This is a genomic window from Methylobacterium sp. 190mf (assembly GCF_900107945.1).
Taxonomy (GTDB): domain Bacteria; phylum Pseudomonadota; class Alphaproteobacteria; order Rhizobiales; family Beijerinckiaceae; genus Methylobacterium.
The window spans coordinates 1-17,762 of record NZ_FNVI01000003.1 but is presented as its reverse complement, the minus strand read 5'-3'; the positions used below and the strand labels follow the sequence as shown (position 1 = coordinate 17,762).

General features: G+C 68.7%; 14 protein-coding genes, 1 tRNA gene and 1 pseudogene. 6 read left to right on the top strand and 10 right to left on the bottom strand.

Features of this window, described 5'->3' with window-relative positions; translation table 11 throughout:
- Positions 1 to 31 precede the first annotated feature (31 nt).
- From ubiE to C4T42_RS04220, 3 genes are all read right to left on the bottom strand, one after another.
- A complete protein-coding gene (gene ubiE / locus C4T42_RS04230) occupies positions 32 to 817 on the bottom strand; it encodes a bifunctional demethylmenaquinone methyltransferase/2-methoxy-6-polyprenyl-1,4-benzoquinol methylase UbiE (protein WP_020092132.1) in 786 nt (261 codons plus the stop codon).
- Between the two features lie 113 nt (positions 818 to 930).
- Positions 931 to 2,040 (bottom strand): 3-isopropylmalate dehydrogenase, encoded by a 1,110-nt coding sequence (gene leuB, locus C4T42_RS04225; RefSeq protein WP_020092133.1) that lies wholly within the window; start codon positions 2,038 to 2,040, stop codon positions 931 to 933.
- Between the two features lie 115 nt (positions 2,041 to 2,155).
- A complete protein-coding gene (locus C4T42_RS04220) occupies positions 2,156 to 2,872 on the bottom strand; it encodes a carbonic anhydrase (RefSeq protein WP_020092134.1) in 717 nt (238 codons plus the stop codon).
- Between the two features lie 194 nt (positions 2,873 to 3,066).
- Between C4T42_RS04220 and C4T42_RS04215 the strand changes: the two genes are divergently transcribed.
- The 3 genes from C4T42_RS04215 (at position 3,067) to C4T42_RS04205 (ending at position 6,019) form a co-directional block, all read left to right on the top strand.
- Positions 3,067 to 4,008: a hypothetical protein gene (locus tag C4T42_RS04215; RefSeq protein ID WP_020092135.1), complete on the top strand. Its 942-nt coding sequence runs from the start codon at positions 3,067 to 3,069 to the stop codon at positions 4,006 to 4,008.
- Positions 4,009 to 4,277: 269 nt separating this feature from the next.
- The gene (locus tag C4T42_RS04210; RefSeq protein WP_103984751.1) at positions 4,278 to 5,843 is read left to right on the top strand and encodes a 2-isopropylmalate synthase; all 1,566 of its coding nucleotides are present in this window, start codon (positions 4,278 to 4,280) and stop codon (positions 5,841 to 5,843) included.
- 100 nt (positions 5,844 to 5,943) lie between these two features.
- Positions 5,944 to 6,019 (top strand) — tRNA-Lys (locus tag C4T42_RS04205).
- A 378-nt stretch (positions 6,020 to 6,397) separates the two neighbouring features.
- Here C4T42_RS04205 and C4T42_RS04200 read toward each other — a convergent pair.
- The 3 genes from C4T42_RS04200 to C4T42_RS31440 form a co-directional block, all read right to left on the bottom strand.
- Positions 6,398 to 8,809 (bottom strand): Hint domain-containing protein, encoded by a 2,412-nt coding sequence (locus C4T42_RS04200; RefSeq protein WP_280177377.1) that lies wholly within the window; start codon positions 8,807 to 8,809, stop codon positions 6,398 to 6,400.
- 772 nt (positions 8,810 to 9,581) lie between these two features.
- On the bottom strand, positions 9,582 to 10,628 hold the full coding sequence (locus C4T42_RS04185; protein ID WP_103984750.1) for a glycosyltransferase family 2 protein: 1,047 nt from the start codon (positions 10,626 to 10,628) through the stop codon (positions 9,582 to 9,584).
- A 317-nt stretch (positions 10,629 to 10,945) separates the two neighbouring features.
- Positions 10,946 to 11,182, bottom strand: coding sequence for a hypothetical protein (locus C4T42_RS31440; protein WP_128083307.1), 237 nt, complete (start codon positions 11,180 to 11,182; stop codon positions 10,946 to 10,948).
- A 531-nt stretch (positions 11,183 to 11,713) separates the two neighbouring features.
- On the opposite strand from C4T42_RS31440, the gene C4T42_RS31435 reads away from it, so the two are divergent.
- The gene (locus tag C4T42_RS31435; protein ID WP_128083306.1) at positions 11,714 to 12,037 is read left to right on the top strand and encodes a hypothetical protein; all 324 of its coding nucleotides are present in this window, start codon (positions 11,714 to 11,716) and stop codon (positions 12,035 to 12,037) included.
- Positions 12,038 to 12,500: 463 nt separating this feature from the next.
- Positions 12,501 to 12,773: a hypothetical protein gene (locus C4T42_RS04175; RefSeq protein WP_020092139.1), complete on the top strand. Its 273-nt coding sequence runs from the start codon at positions 12,501 to 12,503 to the stop codon at positions 12,771 to 12,773.
- A 173-nt stretch (positions 12,774 to 12,946) separates the two neighbouring features.
- Here the strand turns inward: C4T42_RS04175 and C4T42_RS04170 are convergent, their stop codons facing one another.
- Both C4T42_RS04170 and C4T42_RS04165 read right to left on the bottom strand, forming a co-directional pair.
- Complete coding sequence (locus C4T42_RS04170) at positions 12,947 to 13,240, bottom strand: hypothetical protein (RefSeq protein ID WP_020092140.1); 294 nt, start codon at positions 13,238 to 13,240, stop codon at positions 12,947 to 12,949.
- A 231-nt stretch (positions 13,241 to 13,471) separates the two neighbouring features.
- A complete protein-coding gene (locus tag C4T42_RS04165; protein ID WP_103984749.1) occupies positions 13,472 to 16,147 on the bottom strand; it encodes an excinuclease ABC subunit UvrA in 2,676 nt (891 codons plus the stop codon).
- Positions 16,148 to 16,511: 364 nt separating this feature from the next.
- Here C4T42_RS04165 and C4T42_RS04160 point away from each other — a divergent pair, with 364 nt between their 5' ends.
- Positions 16,512 to 17,255, top strand: coding sequence for a dienelactone hydrolase family protein (locus tag C4T42_RS04160; RefSeq protein WP_020092142.1), 744 nt, complete (start codon positions 16,512 to 16,514; stop codon positions 17,253 to 17,255).
- Between the two features lie 14 nt (positions 17,256 to 17,269).
- On the opposite strand, the pseudogene C4T42_RS04155 reads toward C4T42_RS04160, so the two are convergent.
- A pseudogene (locus C4T42_RS04155) lies at positions 17,270 to 17,413 on the bottom strand (adenylate cyclase); the annotation flags it as partial.
- 43 nt (positions 17,414 to 17,456) lie between these two features.
- A partial coding sequence (locus C4T42_RS04150; RefSeq protein ID WP_181049143.1) for a transposase occupies positions 17,457 to 17,762 on the bottom strand: 306 nt, incomplete at its 5' end.

Sequence of the window (17,762 nt, the reverse complement as noted above, 5' to 3'; positions counted from 1 at the left end):
CGGTGCTGGCTCCCGCCGCGCGCGGGGGCGCTCAAGAGACCTTCCAGCCCGAATGGATCGCCACGATCCCGCCCGTGAGCGCCCGGTCGGTGACGTGCCGGAAGCCCGCGCGCTCGATCATGCCCGCGAAGGCGCCGCGGGTCGGGAACTTCCGGATCGACTCCACGAGGTAGCGGTAGGACTCGGCGTCCCCGGCCACCCGGGCGCCGATGCGCGGGATCACGTTGAACGAGTAGGCGTCGTAGATGCGGTCGAGCAGCGGGATGTCGACGGCGGAGAATTCCAGGCAGAGGAAGCGCCCGCCGGGCTTCAGCACCCGCCGCGCCTCGGCCAGCGCCGTCTCGATCCGCGGCACGTTCCGGATGCCGAAGGCGATCGTGTAGGCGTCGAAGGACGCGTCCGGCAGCGGCAGCGCCTCGGCGTTGCCGGTCACGAAGGCGATCCGGTCGCCGGCCTCGTCGACCTTGCGCTCCCGTGCCCGCTCGGCGCCGACCCGCAGCATCGACTCGTTGATGTCGAGTACGGTGACGCGGGTGCGCGGACCGCCCGCGGCCAGCACCCGGAAGGCCACGTCGCCGGTGCCGCCGGCGACGTCGAGATGCGCGAAGGCGCGGTTCTGCGGCGGCCGCAGCATCGAGACGAGCTGCGCCTTCCAGGCCCGGTGCAGGCCCGCCGACATCAGGTCGTTCATGATGTCGTAGCGGCGGGCGACCGAGTGGAAGACGCTGTCGACGCGCCCCTGCTTCTCGTCGAGCGCCACGCGCTCGAAGCCGAAATCCGCGCTCGCGCGCTCAGACGCCCCGTCTCCGGCCTTCATGACGCTCCCAATCCTCGATGGGCGCGTCATAGCGAAGGTCGCGCCCGACCGCCATGCGTCGAAACACGCGGCTGGGGACCGACCCCGGTGCTGCGACGCGCCGAAGACGTGTCTCAGCCGACCCGGGTGCGGAGCGCGTCCGCCACCGCGCTGGCCATGGCGCGCGTGCCCATCGGGTTCGTGCCCTCGCCGGCGATGTCGGCGGTGCGCGCGCCGCCCGCGAGGGCGTCGGTGATGGCGCCGTCGAGGGCGTCGGCCGCGTCGCCGAGGCCGAAGGAGTAGCGCAGGCACATGGCGAGCGAGCCGATCATGGCGATCGGGTTGGCCTTGTCCTGGCCGGCGATGTCGGGCGCCGAGCCGTGGACCGGCTCGTAGAGCGCGCGGCGCAGGCCGCTCGCGTCGACCGCGCCGAGGGAGGCCGACGGCAGCATGCCCAGCGAGCCGGTGAGCATGGCGGCGATGTCGGAGAGCACGTCGCCGAACAGGTTGTCGGTCACCAGCACGTCGAACTGCTTGGGCCGGCGCACCAGCTGCATGGCGCAGTTGTCGGCGAGGATGTGCTCGAGCTGCAGGTCGGCGTAGTGCGCGGCGTGCACCTTGGTGACGACCTCCTTCCAGAGAACGCCCGACTTCATCACGTTGTGCTTCTCGGCCGAGGCGACCCGGCCCGAGCGCTTGCCCGCGAGGTCGAAGGCCACGTGGGCGATCCGCTCGATCTCAGCCGTCGTGTAGACCTGGGTGTCGACCGCCCGCTTGGAGCCGTCCTCCAGCGTGGTGATCTCCTTCGGCTCGCCGAAATAGACGCCGCCGGTGAGCTCCCGGACGATCATGATGTCGAGCCCCTCGACGAGTTCGCGCTTCAGCGCCGAGGCCTCGGCCAGCGCCGGGTAGCAGATCGCGGGCCGCAGGTTGGCGAAGAGGTCCAGCTCCTTGCGCAGGCGCAGCAGGCCGGCTTCGGGGCGGTTCTCGTAGGCGACACCGGCCCATTTCGGTCCGCCGACCGCGCCGAGCAGGATGGCGTCCGCGTCACTCGCGCGCTGCAGGGTCGCGTCCGCGAGCGGGACGCCGTGCGCGTCGAGGGCGCTGCCGCCGACGAGGTCGGTCTCGGTCTCGAAGGTCGCGAGACCGGTCTCCTTGAGGGTGTCGAGCACCACCTGCATGCCGCCGGCGACCTCCGGGCCGATCCCGTCGCCGGGGAGGAGCAGGAGCTTGTAGCTGGCCATGACGGTCTCGCGGGTTCGGTCTCGACGTGCCGGCGGGCTTTATCGAGGCTGCACCGTCATTGGCAAGCTTCGGCAAAGCGCCGGCCCGCAGGCCGGGACGGATCGGGCACCGCGGTCAGAGGATCACGACCCGGCCGGTGCCGATGTCGTAGAAGCCGCCCACGACCTTCACCCGCTCGGCGGCGACGGCCTCCGCGATGATGGGGCCGGCCTGCTCGAGGCGCCGGACGCTGTGCCGGACATTCTGGGCGACGGCCTCGGCCAGGGGATCCTGCGCACGCGCCTTTTCGGCCAGATCCACCGCCGGGCGAATCGCCTCGATCAGCACGGGGAGATGACCGGGGAGCGACGCGTTGGTCTTCATGACGTCGATCGTCGCCTTCACGGCCCCGCAATCGGAATGGCCGAGGACGAGGATCAGCGGCGCGCCCAGGACCGACACGCCGTATTCGAGGCTGGCGAGACCGTCGGTGGTGACGAAGTTGCCGGCGACGCGGACGACGAACAGATCGCCCGGTCCCTGGTCGAAGATGAAATCCGGGGCGACCCGGGCATCGGCGCAGCCGACGATACAGGCGATCGGATACTGCGCCGCGGCCCGCGCGGCGCGACCGGCCGAGAAGTCTCGGTTCGTCGACGTGTTGGCGACGTAGCGGCCGTTGCCGTCGCGCAGCCGCGTGAGGGCCGCCTCGGGCGTGATGGCGTTCGATCGCGCGCCGTCGGGGGCCGCCTCGGCCCGCCGGATCCCGGCGGAAGCCCCCATCACGGTACCGGCCGCGGCCGCGGCCAGCAGGCCGCGCCGGGAGAGAGAGGGTCGATGCAGATCGCACACGGTGGACGGTCCCCTTCGGATCTGACGCCGGCCAGGCCCGGCGGACCGCTCGCTCCGGCAGCGCTGAGACAAGCACTGCGAGTCGTATCCCGGCGCGTTCTTCACCACCGAGTCCAAACTTTGCAGGAAATCCTGGACCGAAGGCCGGGCGCGCGGCATCCCTTCGGTCGGGATCCGGCTGAGTCGGGGCGCGGATGTTGGACGATCATTTCCGGGCGCGGATCACTCTGCTTCGATCCGAGCGCGATTTCCGCCCGGCGGTCGCCGGTTACTGCCAGGGCATGATCGAACCGGCGCAGATTGTTTGGCCGAGCCACAAGCTGCTCAATCAGATCGGGCGCTACGTGGTCTCGTTCATGCTGATCCACAACGACTACGCGTGGCGCCATCACGGGGGCCCGCGTCCCACCCTGACGGTCCTCCAGGCGATGGTGGGATCGAGCCCGAGGCAGACGGCCGGCTTCGTGTCGGCCCTGAAGGCCGGGCGCTTCGTCACCGCGGTGGCGGATCGGGGCGACGGGCGCGTGAAATGCCTGCAGGCGGCGCCGGCCCTGGTGACCGAGATCGCGCGGAGCGGGCGCCTGTTCGTCGCCGCCATGGACGCGGTGACCCGTCGCGACCCGGGCCACGCCGGGATGCTCGACGGCCCCGACCGGCTCGGGGAGTTGGTGCGCCTTTCGGCCGCCCACGTGCTGCGGCACGGCACGCTCATCGCGCCGTTCCCGCGGGTGCTCCATTTCGCCGGACGGGACTGCGGCTATCCGCTGCTCACGGCCCTGGTCGGGGCCCACTATGCCGCCACGGTGCCCGGCGCGCCGGCGGCGGTGTCGCTCAGCCTGCGCAGCCTCGCCGAGCGGCTGGACGTGTCGCGGGCCCATGTCGGCAACCTGCTCGGCGAGGCCGAGGCCGCGGGATGGATCCGGATCGCCGGCGGCCACCTGACCGCCTTCGACCCGACGCTGCTGGCGGAGTTCGAGGTCTGGGCCGCGGGGCAGATGCTGTTCTACGACGATCTCGCGGCGGCGATCCTCGCGGACCTGCCGGCCGCGACAGCCCCGGTCCGCGCCTCCGGACGCGCCGGTCTCGCTTGTGTTCCGGTCGATCCGGGGATACCTACGGGCCGCACCGCGCCGTGAGAACGTCCCGCGCGGGTCGCCGACAGGAGAGACGAGCCTTGGCCAGAGCCGGCTCAGCGATCGAGACCGCCCGCGCCGCCTCTACGGCGCTTCGGTCCCGTGCGCGCCGCTCCGGGCTCCTTCTTCCGCTTCTGCTTACCCGCCCCTGAGGGCCGTCCGGGCGCGCGCCTGGGCCTTCAGGGGAGTTCTTTCATTCGCGAATCCGCCCGCGAGGGCACCACGCCGCGCCGCGCCATCACGTGCCGGGCGGCCCGCGACAGGGTAATGCCATGACTGCGACCAGCACCGCTTCCGCCCGCGACCGGATCCTGATCTTCGACACGACGCTCCGCGACGGCGAGCAGTGCCCCGGCGCCACCATGACCTTCGACGAGAAGCTCGCGGTCGCCGAGTTACTCGACACGATGGGCGTCGACATCATTGAGGCCGGGTTCCCCATCGCGTCGAACGGCGATTTCGAGGCGGTCTCGGAGATCGCCCGGAGGACCAAGCGCGCGACCATCGCCGGACTCGCCCGCGCGATCCCCGCCGACATCGCCCGGGCCGGCGAGGCCGTGCGCCACGCCAAGCGCGCGCGGATCCACACCTTCGTGTCGACCTCGCCGATCCATCTCGCGCACCAGATGCGCAAGAGCCAGGACGAGGTCGTCGAGATCATCCTGAAGACCGTGGCCCAGGCCCGCGACCTCGTCGAGGACGTGGAGTGGTCGGCCATGGACGCGACCCGCACGCCGCTCGACTACCTGTGCCGCTGCGTCGAGGCGGCGATCAAGGCCGGCGCCACGACGATCAACCTCCCCGATACGGTCGGCTACGCCACGCCGACCGAGTACCGCGACATGTTCGCGAACGTCCGCGCGCGCGTGCCGAACGCCGACAGGGCCGTGTTCTCGGTCCATTGCCACAACGACCTGGGCCTCGCGATCGCCAATTCCCTGGCTGGCATCGAGGGCGGCGCCCGGCAGGTCGAGTGCACGATCAACGGCATCGGCGAGCGGGCCGGCAACGCCGCGCTCGAGGAGATCGTGATGGCGCTGCGCACGCGCGCCGACGTGCTGCCCTACGAGACCGGCGTCGAATCGACCATGCTGACCCGCGCCTCGAAGCTCGTGAGCCACGCCACGAACTTCCCGGTGCAGTTCAACAAGGCGATCGTCGGCCGCAACGCCTTCGCGCACGAGAGCGGCATCCACCAGGACGGCATGCTCAAGAATGCCGAGACCTACGAGATCATGACGCCGGCCTCGGTCGGGCTGACCAAGACCTCCCTGGTGATGGGCAAGCATTCCGGCCGGGCGGCGTTCCGCTCCAAGCTGGAGGATCTCGGCCTGCACCTGTCCGACAACCAGTTCCAGGACGCCTTCGACCGGTTCAAGGCCTTGGCCGACCGGAAAAAGCACGTCTACGACGAGGACATCGAGGCGCTGGTCGACGAGAACCTCGCCACGGCCCACGACCGGATCCGGCTGGTCTCCCTGTCGGTGATCGCCGGAACCCGCGGACCGCAGCGCGCGACGCTGCGGATCGCCGACGAGGCCGGCACGCGGATCGAGGAGGCGGACGGCAACGGGCCGGTCGACGCGGTGTTCAACGCGATCTCGGCGCTGGTCCCGCATCAGGCGCAGCTGGAGCTCTATCAGGTCCATGCCGTGACCGGCGGCACGGACGCGCAGGCGGAGGTCTCGGTGCGGCTGCGGGACGGCGAGCGCAGCGTCACCGCGCGCGGCGCCGATCCGGACACGCTGGTGGCGTCCGCGAAGGCGTATCTCTCGGCGCTGAACAAGCTGTCGGCCCATTCCGTGCGCGTGCATGCACAGCATGCGGCGGCGGAATGAGAAAAAGCGGCGGCCGGGGGTGGACAGGCCCCGGCCGCGTTGGTATCAGCCCGCCACCCCGGACGGACTTGGTGGCCACCGGGCGGTCGCAGAAGCGATCGGGCGCATAGCTCAGTTGGTAGAGCAGCTGACTCTTAATCAGCGGGTCCTAGGTTCGAACCCTAGTGCGCCCACCAAGACTTAGCCTACTTCCTGCGAGCCGGACCTCAATCCCGGTGAGCGAAGGGTAAGAAGGCGAAGCGATCAACAATCTTCATTGCAGCGATGAGCCGCTCTCCGTTCGCCGAACTGCGACGGGCGAGCCAAGTCCGCGGAAGCCTCGCTTCATGGCCGAGGGCTACGATTCGGTTCGCCAAGCCATCGCAGCGCTTCGAGATTGAGTTCTGACGGTCGGCTTCGAAAATACGCGTCGATGGAGGGGACTGGCTCACGATTGTTACCGTCGCACGATTGCGCCTCGCCCGCATTCCCCTCTGTCCGCGCAAGCCGCCGAAAAAGCCCCACGCGGCGGTGCCGGCGGGGCTGAGGGTCGGCGCCGGATGCCCCGATCGACGCTACGCTGCCAACAGCGCGATCCAAGACCCTGCCGCATCCATCCGCTTGGCGCACATCAGGAGGCCATCGGCCGACCGACGCACTTCGACACGATGATGCACGTGTGGAGCGAGGCGTACATGCACACCGAGGTCGAAGCCGCATCGCCCGTCGCCGAAGCCGGCCGCAGCAAGGTCCGACCGGAACTCGGCCGCCACCGCGAACGCGACGACGGCACCGTCTACCAACACGTCCAGGCACAGCGGGGTGTCGGGATGCGCCTCGTCGCGCGCCCAGCCCCCGACGTGCAGCAGGCCATCGCCCGTCACGACGCATCGGTCCAGCCACGCTCGCACCGAGCCCGGCTCTGCCGCACCGTCCAACGAGACAGCGCGGAGGGCTAAGCGCCCGCGCAGCGCGGCCAAGTCGGGGCCGAGTTCGGCGCGCGGAGCGTAGGGCATGCGCCCGGTGCCGACGTCGAGGGCCTGCACGCCATCGAAGCCGCCGCGCACGCCGGGCGCCGCCAGGAAGCTCTCCGCCGGAGCATTCTCCGCGAGCAGCAGGTCGTGGGTGTCCAACTCGACGTGCCAGTATGTGAGATCCGCCACCGCCTCGCCACGCGTGATGCTCGAGCCGTTGACCAGATGTCCCGCGGCCGCGAGCAGCCCGTCCAGCCACAGGCAGTGATCTGGAGAGACAAGCAGGTCGCGGGCGGGCACGCCCTCGCTCAGTGCGTCGGCCCGGATGCGGACGGGGCGCTCGGCCGGGGGAACCATCGATCCCCGGTACGCGCGGGTGCCGATCCAACGGATCGGGCGCGGCGTACCGGCAACCGTGATGGCGAGATCGCCCACCGCGAGCTGCTCCACCGGCACGTCCGAGATGACCCGATCGCGCAGGACACGGATCCGCGTCCCGGTCACGTAGCAGGGTGCAGGGTTGGCCGGCTGAGATGGGTTCGTGGGATTCGTGGGGTTCGGGGCCGTAGCGGCGCGCACGATCGTGCCGCCCTGGCCGTCCGACACCGCCGCGAAGCTGGTCGTGCGGGGGGCCGACAGCACGAAGTTCTCGCTCACCTGGCCGCCACCGGAGCGGGTGCCGGTGATGGTGATCGAGCTGTTCGCACTGTTGTAGCTGACGCTGGAGTTGGTCAGCCCGGCGAGCGCGATCTCGTTGCCCGAACCGAAATTGGAGATGGTGTTGGCGAAGGTGCCACCATTGGTCGGCTGAGCGGCCACGTTGAGCCCGAGGCGCGCTGTCGCCGTCCCCGACATCGTGCCGAAGGTGATCGTCCCCGTGCCGGCCGAGGTCGGACCGCCGAGCTGAAGGGTGCTCGACACAGCGCCGCCGTTCGAACCGATCGCGGTGCCGCCGGAGTAGGTGCTGACCCCTGTCAGCGTCTGCGTGCCACCGGTGACCGCCACGCCGCCAGTACCGGAGATCGCGCCGCTGTAGCTGGTCGAACCGTTGGTGATGGTCAGGGCCTGCGCACCGAGCGTCGTCCCGCCGGTGCCCGAGAGCGTGGTGATCGAGGCACCGGCCGTCGTCCCCGAGATGTCGAACGTGCCGGCGTTGGCTACGGGTCCGAGATTGTTGGGAGCGTTGCCGAGGACGCGCAATGTCGTGGCGCCGCCGGCGATCCCGAGGCCGCCGTTCAGCGTTCCCGTGCTGGGGGTCAGGCTGTTGGTGCCGCCCGTGACGTTGATAGCGACGGCCCGGACGGTTGTGCTGCCGCCGGTGAAGCCGCCCGAGATCGTGCCGGTGTTGGTGATGGCGATGTTCGCGCCGGACAGACCGGCTCCCCCCTGGCCCGCGATGCCCGCCGTGCCACCATTCGCGGCCCCGCCCAGACCACCGTTTCCGCCCGTGATCTGGCCGGTGTTGGTGCCCGTGCTCCCGTAGAGGAAAAGTCCGATGCCGCCCTCACCGCCGGAACCGCCGAAAGCGCCGGGACCGCCGGCGGCACCGCCGGCACCGCCGTTCCCGCCGGTGATCTGAGCGCTGGCGATGAAGGATCCGGGGCCAGGCTCAACGAAGCCGTAACCACCGCTGCCGCCGCCGCCACCTCCGCCCGTCCAGTTGCCGGCACCGCCCGTTCCACCGGTGCCGCCGGTCCGGGAAAAGGTGAAGCCTACGCCATTCCCCGTGTTGGAGAGGTACTGGCCGTGGCTGCCGCCGCCGCCGCCGCCGCCGCCGTCGCCGGGATTCGGACCGGCAAGGCCAGCCCCGCCAGCCCCCCCGAAAAAGCTGGAGCCCGTGTTGGTCGAGTAGGCGCCACCCGTTCCCGACGTGTTGGTGACAGTTCCACCAGCCGCCGCGCCCCCGTTACCGCCGGCGCCTCCGACCGAGCCTGCGGAACCGCCCGCACCTCCGCCGCTCCCCTGGGCAGAAGCGCCGCCGTTTCCACCGGCCGCGCCGGTGCCGTTCGCCACCTCGTCCGCCCCGGGCTAACCGCCGGTGCCGTTGACCGGATCTGCGCCGCTCCCGCCCTGACCGCCCGACATCGCCGCGTTCCCAACCATCCGCATCTACCCGTCATCCGCAATCTTGCGCGGGCGGGTGCTTGCCGTCAGCGTGGCGCCTGTAGGCCCTCGGAGTCGAGGATGCAGCGTCGCCTAATCGGTGATCGCCGGGCTCGAGACAGCGCTTTTTGATCCGTTGTGCTCTCTCCGCGACAGGAGGTCAGACTGATCTGGCACGGAAACTGATTTGATGGCCTTTCATGCTCCTCTGCTGGGAAGAATAGTTATCAACAAGTCGACGGGTTGGTTCGCACGCCACTCATGCGCCCCAGCGCAGGGGTCGATCCGGATGTGGTCCGTCCGCAGTGTGACATATCTCAGAACGGATTCGGCGAAGTCCCGCGCGACGAATGCCGGCGGGGCTGAGGTCGGCTCAGGGATGAGAGCATAGTCTGCGCGCGGGCGGCGCGGCTCCTGTCAGCCGGGGGGGGCGGGCGGATCCTTCGGCGCGGTGCGATTGCCGATGATAATCCTGACCATCGGCGTCAAGAGCGCCTGTGCCGGGAGTCAGGCTTGAGCGCGGCCGGATCGGCCGGGCAGGCAATGCGCCACCGCCGCGACAGCTCAGTGTGCGCTGGTCCGGCATCCGCCGCGGCAACCTTGACGCCTGGATTGCGACGTCGAAGACCCATGCACAGCCGATATCGACAGGACGCTCGAAGGCCGAAACCTTAGCTCAGTTTCACTCATGGAGAGCCTTGCGCCCCGGCCTGATGATGGCGCCACGGGCGTAACTGAGGATAGATTTTGCGGTTCTGGCGAGCAGTGTTCTACCATTCAACCTGACACGAAGTATCAGTTTTGATACACGATTAGGTAAGAAGATCATGGAGATCGCCGCGCTCAAGGTCATCAATCTCCTCGCCGAACCGTACCATTTCGGAAAATATTCCGCCAGCTCGACTACCTGTTTCAACGTGAGCTTTTCCCCAGAGACAATATTGATGTATATCTGGTCTCTCAAGTATATATAATTTCTGCGACTCCCAATAATGTCATGGTCAATTTTTCTAGCGGAAAGTATGTGCTTCAAATGTTCCAAACGATTGGAAAATCGTTCTTGACTGTATTGAAGCCGCTCGACTGAAGGCAAGCGCCCGGTCGAGGACATATTTTTATCGTGAACCCTATAGTAGCCCAGCGCCTCATTGAACGTGTAGATTTCGCCCATGAACGGAGCCGCGATAAGGATTACACCGTCCACCGTATCATAGGATGCCTCCCGAAGAAGATCGCACACATCTCTTCGAAAAAAATTCCCGGAGGTCGGAGGCGAAACATATGCTCCTGTTTCAGATATGTCCTGAATGTAGGAATTTTTGGTTTTTTGAGCGCTCAGATCAGGGAAAATTCTACCTTGTTCGTCCCCTTTTTCATCGATTATTGACAAGGGAAACTGAAGCTTAGAGTATTTTTCATCTAATGCACCGACAATTTTCCGTAAAGACCCTGAAGAAAGCTTATCGTCAGCATCCAAGAACAGAACGTGCCTCGCTGTCGTATTATCTAAGCCGAGTACGCAGGCGCTTACAGGACCACCGTTTTCCTTACGTAGACATTTTACCCCAGTGCCCTGAATCAAAGTCCACGAATTATCTGTCGATCCATCGTCCACGACCACCAGTTCACAGCCATCAAGGAGCTGTAAACTCACACTTTCGATCGCTTCGACTATATATTTCTCGTAATTATAACAGTTGACAATGATCGCGAGCTTCTTGCCACCCATCTGTCGGCTCCCAGTTCAGCCACTGAAACCCCGGGGGCCCAGCCGCGAATCATCCGCATCTGAATCTATCTTCGACTGCAAATACGGCAAATATCACCCATACGGATACGGGGAATTTCACTGAAGATTTGCTGGCGGCCAATTCAGATCAAGAAAAGTAATTTTTGGTCTCAGCTATCCATTTTCGGCTCAATCCCACATCACCGCGTAGGAAAATTATTTCATTATTTTTCAATTGCCATCGAATGTTCGGCTCTACGTGACAAAGATTCTAAATCTAGCCGTAATAGCCCCCAGTTTCGGAAACAGTGCTGTGCTCATTTGCCAATGGAGCTTCGAAATAACCGACTGAGCGGTCCGCAACGATTGTGTGGCCGAGAGAAATTCGACTCCTGATCGAGCGCCACCCTCCTTTCAACATTATAGAGGGTGTGGTTGTAGACATCGACCACATCTCGGGATCCCGAGATGTGGTCGAGCAAAGCATCGACACCGTGAGGCAGCACGCCCCGCTCGTTCATGCCGGTGGACACCGTCCGCCGCAGATCGTTCAACCGCCACTCCGTGACGCCAGACCGCTTGTTTGTCGCGGCCTTCGCGTTCAAGAATCCCGAGAACCTGGCGGCGCCCCCACCGAACAGGAGCGGCCAGCCAGCACTGGGCTGGACCTTTGCGAGCAGGTCGAGGCGCGGGACAGTGGCACGTCGAGCAGCAGACTATTCTTGGTCCGCTGGCCCGGTAGTCGCCAGATGCCGCTCGCCAAATCAAGCTCGGCCCGCGTCATGCCCGCCACCTCCTCGCGGCGCTGACCGGTCCGCGTTCGCGAGCGGACGATGCGGCCGAAGTCGTCATCCCGACAAGCCTTCAACGCAACCTTGATCTCGTCGGGCGCGAGCAACCCGGCAGCGCTTCTCCTCCTGGGCCGTCTCGATCGTGCCGACTACTGGGTTGGGCTCGGCCCTGCCGTTCCCGATCAGCCACCCAAAGATGGCTGAGAGCGTGGCCCGCGCCCTTTTCGCCGCGTCCGGCTCGTTCTCCTTCAAGATCACCCCGAGGCGCTCGGCGACTGTCGCCCGGCTCACAGCGTGAAGCGACTCGCGCAGCTTCCCGGTGGCTGCTCGGTCTTCGATCCGAACGTCACGGTGGCCCGCGCCTCGGCGAAATGCTCCTCGTCAGGCGAATCCGACCCGAGCTTGGCCAGCGCCGGCCGCTCGCTCGCCGCTCGCCAGGCATCGGTCGAGCAGCACGACCCGGCCGAGGGTGTCCCGCTTGGTCTGACCGATCGCGTTGCGGTATTGGACGATCCGCTGCCGCGAGCCGCCCGCGCCGACGCGCAGGCCGAAGCCAGGGAAATCGAACACGATCAAGCGTTCTATTCCGACCGAGAGTTCGCGGCGGCAGCGGTCTGATCGGCGAGGCGCATTCCGGCACACAGGCGGAGCGATTTCAACAGTGCCCAGCGTTGGACAATCGGCGGGTCCATTGATTTCGAGAGCGCGCTCGAGCTGTCGGCGACGCCGGCAAGCAGAACATGCGTGTCTCGGCGCCCGGAGCGTCGTCCTCTTACGCAGCGGGTCCGAAGTTCGAACCCCAGCGCGCCCACCGAGCCTTCGAGGACCATGGCCGAACCGCTCGGCAGCGTACTCCGCCAACCTTTCTTGCCTTCGGCGCGTCCTACGAAGGTGCGGCGCGTTTTCCGATCTCGACGTGGGGGCGCCGTCCCGGTTAGCTGGTGTGACACGGATCGGAGGGTCAGGAGGGAGCTGTGACAGGAGTTCGGCTGCGCGTGTCCGCCCCAAGGTGTCGTGCCCGCGCCGGTCGCGTCGGCGTAACGCCCTGCATGTCCGGCGGAGAGCGGGATCGGGAGGGGACATGACGTCCACCGCTCTCGCCGTGATGATGGCCGGCGTGCTGGGGGCCTTCTGCACGATCGTGTTCGCGGTCGACTGGGTACCGGGCTCCGTCGTTGGATTGCCGAACCTGCCGAGCCGGCGGGTGATCGGCCTGTGGGTCTACAACGGCGTTCTCTGCCTCGCCCTGGCCGCTTGGTTGGTGTGCACGTATTTCTGCACCGTCGACGGCTACGACGACATTCCCGCGGTGCGCGACAGCTACTGCAGGCCGCACGCGACCGTGGGCGCGTGACCGGCGCTTCTCCGGGCTCGGCGGGGTGCCGTGGCCCGCACGGGGGCCACGCTGAAAGTCGGGTCCGCGGCAGCGCGGTACGGGTCGGGGCATGATCATCCACTCGCCGCGCGGCATGCCGACGGTGCTGGATCGGCCGGTGACGTCCGGCCGGAATGCCCGGCGCGGATCTGTTAGCTGAGCTTGTCGTCGGGCTCCGTGGGCTCCACGCTCGTGCCCAGCGCACCGCCCGCGGGCGGATCGGTCCGACCGCGCTGGTCCCGGCCCGAGACTCCGTCCGTCTCGCCCGCCCGCTGCCCATGCGGGTGCAGCGCGTGACGGTTGGCGCGGGCCATCTCCTTGTGGGTCGGGATGGACCGCCACGGCGCGGAAGCGGTCCCCAGGCGAAGCGTTGAAGGGGACCGCGTGAGGAACACCGCGAGCAGGACCCACGGAATGACGAACACGGCGAACGCGGTGAGGCCCATGGCGATCCTCCGGAGAATTCAGCAGTAACGGTGGAAACTCCGGCGACTCAGTACTGATCCCGCAAACCTCACTTTAATCGATACTGCACCGCAGCGCGTTCTCCGGCGCGCAAGACGCGGAACACGATCGACCGGCCAGACCGTCGGACCACTGCCGGCAACCCGGCGCGTGACGCGTGCGCGCGGCACGCCTTCGTCCTCCGAGCCCTGTGCCGGCCGCGGTGGGTGACCTCAGCCCGGCGGCCGCGTGCGGACCGTCGCGAATTCCTCGCGCAGATAGGGCGCCGTGCGGCCGGCCGCGGCCGCGGCGACGATCTCGGGCCGGCCGGCGGCCACGACGGTGCCGCCCTGGTCGCCGCCGCCGGGGCCCATGTCGATCACGTGGTCGGCCCGGGCGACGACGCGCATGTCGTGCTCGACCATGACGACGGTGTTGCCCGCGTCGACCAGACCGTTGAGCTGGACCATGAGGCGGTCGACGTCGGTCGGGTGCAGGCCGGTCGTCGGCTCGTCGAGGACGTAGAGCGTGCCGCCGCGCTGCCCGCGCTGCAGCTCGGTGGCGAGCTTGATGCGCTGGGCCTCTCCACCGGAGAGTTCGGTCGCCGGCTGGCCGAGCCGCAGGTAGCCGAGGCCGAGATCGCGCAGCACGGTGAGCGGCCGCAGCACGGACGGCTCGTCCGCGAAGGCCGCGCAGGCCCGGTCGACGGTCAGCGCGAGCACGTCCGCGATGCTCAGCCCGTTCCACGTCACCGCCAGCGTCTCCGGCGCGTAGCGCGTGCCGTGGCAGGTCGGGCAGGGGGCGTAGACGCTCGGCATGAAGAGCAACTCGACGCTGACGAAGCCCTCGCCCTCGCAGGCCGGGCAGCGCCCCTTGGCCACATTGAAGGAGAAGCGGCCCGCATCGTAGCGGCGCCGCCGAGCCTCCGGGGTCGCGGCGAACAGCTTGCGGACGGCGTCGAACAGGCCCGTGTAGGTGGCGAGGTTCGAGCGCGGCGTGCGCCCGATGGGCTTCTGGTCGACCTGCACCAGGCGCCCGATCCCGTCCATGCCGCCGGCGATGCGGCCCTCCGACGGGCCCGGCACCTCGTCCAGGGGATCGTCCGGCTCGTCCTCGGTCTTCACCGGCCGGCCGAGACGCTCGCCGACCAGCTCGAGCAGGGCCTGACTGACCAAGCTCGACTTCCCGGAGCCCGAGACGCCGGTCACGGTGGTGAGACACCCGATCGGGAAGGGGACCGAGACGCCCTTCAGGTTGTTGCGAACGATGCCTTCGAGGCGCAGCCACCCCGCGGGCTCCCGCGACGGCCGCGGGGGCGCCTCCACCAGCCCGAACAGGTAGAGCCGCGTCCGGGACGCCGCGACGTCACGCAGGCCCTCCGGCGGCCCGCTATAGAGGATCGTGCCGCCGTTCTCGCCCGCTTCCGGCCCGACGTCGACCAGCCAGTCGGCGCGGCGCATGGTGCCGATGTCGTGCTCGACGACGAAGAGCGAATTGCCCGCGGCGAGCAGCCCGGCCAGCGCGTCGTGCATGGCATCCCCGTCGGCGGGGTGCAGACCGGCCGTGGGCTCGTCGAGCACGTAGACGACGCCGAACAGCTGCGAGCGCAGCTGGGTCGCGATGCGGAGGCGCTGCAGCTCACCCGACGACAGGGTCGTGGTGACACGGTCCAGCGAGAGGTAGCCCAGGCCCAGATCCGCGAGCGTCCCGATGCGCGCGATGAGGTCCGAGGCCAGGCGCTGGGCGGCGAGGCGCTTCTCGATCGACAGGTTCGGCGTGACGCGCACGTCCGGCGCGCCCGCATGGGCCGAGCCACCGGACGCGGCACGCTCGGCGCGGTCCTTCCGGCCCACCGCGCGGTCGAGGGTGGCGGGTGCGGCGTCGGCCTCGGGCTGCCGGTCCTCGGCCGCCGGCCTCAGGGCCTCGGCGAGCGCCGAGAGCGGCATGCGCGAGAGCGCGCCGATATCCAGCCCGGCGAACGTGACCGAAAGCGCCTCGGGCTTCAGCCGCTTGCCGTGGCAGGCCGGGCAATCCTCGCTCACGAGGTAGCGCGCGGCGCGGCGGCGCATCAGCGCGCTCTGCGAGTTGGTGAAGGTGCCGAGCACGTGGCGGCGGACGCTGGTGAAGGTGCCCATGTAACTCGGCTCCAGGCCGCGGCGGCGGGCGAGCTGCGTCTGCTCCGGGGTGAGGCCGGCATAGACCGGCTCCTGCGGCTGCTCGTCCGTGAAAAGGATCCAGTCCCGGAGCCTCCGGGGCAGCGCTTTCCAGGGCGTGTCGACGTCGACGCCCCGGCTGACAAGGATGTCCCGCAGGTTCTGGCCGCCCCAGGCCTGCGGCCAGGCCGCGACGGCCCGCTCGCGGATCGTAAGGGACGGGTCCGGCACCATCGAGGCTTCCGTCGCCTGGTAGACCCGCCCGAGGCCGCCGCAGGACGGGCAGGCGCCCTGCGGCGTGTTGGGCGAGAAATCCTCGGCGTAGAGCATCGGCTGGCCGGGCGGGTAGGTGCCGGCGCGCGAGTACATCAGGCGCACGAGGCTCGACAGGGTCGTGACGCTGCCGACCGACGAGCGCGCGCTCGGCGTGCCGCGCTGCTGCTGGAGCGCGACAGCGGGCGGGAGGCCCTCGATCGCGTCGACGTCGGGGACGCCGACCTGGTCGATCATCCGCCGCGCGTAGGGCGCGACCGATTCGAAGTAGCGGCGCTGCGCCTCCGCGTAGAGGGTGCCGAAGGCCAGCGAGGACTTGCCGGATCCGGAGACGCCCGTGAACACAACGAGCGCGTCGCGCGGCATCTCCACGTCGATGTCGCGCAGGTTGTGCTCCCGCGCGCCCCGGACCGTGACGTAGCCCGTCCGCCCCGCACCCGCCCGCGCGATCGTCGTGTCGCGCCGGGGTTTCGCTTGGTCCATGAGCAGCCTTCTCGGAGGAGGCCGGCGCCCCCGGCGGATCGTGAAATCGGGAGACCGGAGACCGGCGCGGGCGACGGGGCCGTCACCGCGCGGGCCGCCGTGGCGACCCGTATACCGTCCGGCCCACAAACCGAAACCGGACCGCGCCGGGAACGCGTCAGACCGCTGGCTTCGCGGCGGAGCGACCGGGATAGCTCGGTCGCAGGCGAGGACCGTCGCCGCAGCACCACCGGACCGGATCAGGTCACGGGCCTTCACCTCGCTCATGGCGACCGGCGGCCCGAGACGTGGGGTGCGGTCGACGGCCTGGCGATTTTCCGAAGGCGGGCGCAGAACGTGTGGGCGCCCCGTCGAGGAACCGAGCATGGTCAACGAGCACGTCGCGATCCGGACCGAGGACGGCGTATGCGGGACGCACGTCGTCGCGCCGGACGGCGCGGGGCCCTGGCCGGCCGTGATCCTGTACATGGATGCCGGCGGTATCCGACCGGCCCTCGTCGACATGGCGCGGCGGCTCGCGACCGGCGGCTATCTCGTTCTGTTACCGGACCTCTTCTACCGCTACGGGCCCTATGGCCCCTTCGTCCCCGCGGACGTGTTCAAAGGCGATTTCCGAGCGATCCTCGGCCCGCTGATGGCGACGACGGACAATCTCAAGGCCGCGACCGATACAGCGGCGCTCCTCGCCTATCTCGACACGCGCGACGACGTCGCGGGGCGCGCGGTCGGGGCGGTGGGCTTCTGCATGGGCGGCCGCATGGCCATCACGGCGGCCGGCACGTATCCGGACCGGTTCGCCGCCGTCGCCAGCTTCCACGGCGGCAATCTCGCGACCGAGGAACCCGCGAGCCCGCATCGTCTGGCACCCGCGCTGAGGGCCGAGGTGTATATCGCGGCAGCCGAGAACGACGGAAGCTACCCGTCCGCGATGGCCGAGCGGCTGGAGACGGCGCTGTCGCGAGCCGGTGTCCGGTATGCAGCGGAGACCTATCCCGCCGCGCACGGCTGGATGATGCCGGATTTCCCCGTCCACGATCGCGTAGGCGCGGAGCGCGGCTGGGCGGCGATGAGCGCCCTGTTCGACCGCACCCTGCGCAGCACGGGCTGAGCGCGGCTGCGTCGCTAAGCGGCCACCGGCAGCCGCAGCACGTCGTCCATCGTGATCGGCCGGCCGGCCTCGCGGCAGAGGTGGAGCAGGGTGGACTGGCGGAACCGCAGGTCGCCGGTCACCTCCTCGCCGAGCCAAGCGGGCTTGCTGAAGGACTGATGGGACTGTCAGGAATTCCGTGTGCGGGCGGCGGGTTGAACATCAGGCCGCCATGGCCCGGGTGAAGCGCTCGCCGAAGATGACGGCGAACTGCGCCTTGGCCATGACCCACTCACGCGGGCCCATCTTCCACGCCTTCTCGGAGCGGTTCAAGACCAGGTAGAGCAGCTTCAGCGCGGCCTCGTCGGTCGGGAAGTGCCCGCGGGCGCGCACGGCCCGGCGCAGCGTGGCGTTCAGGGCCTCGATGGCGTTGGTCGTGTACAGGATCCGGCGCACCTCGCCGGGGAAGGCGTAGAACGGGACCACCTCGCCCCAGGCCCGTCGCCAGCTCTGGGCGATGGCCGGATA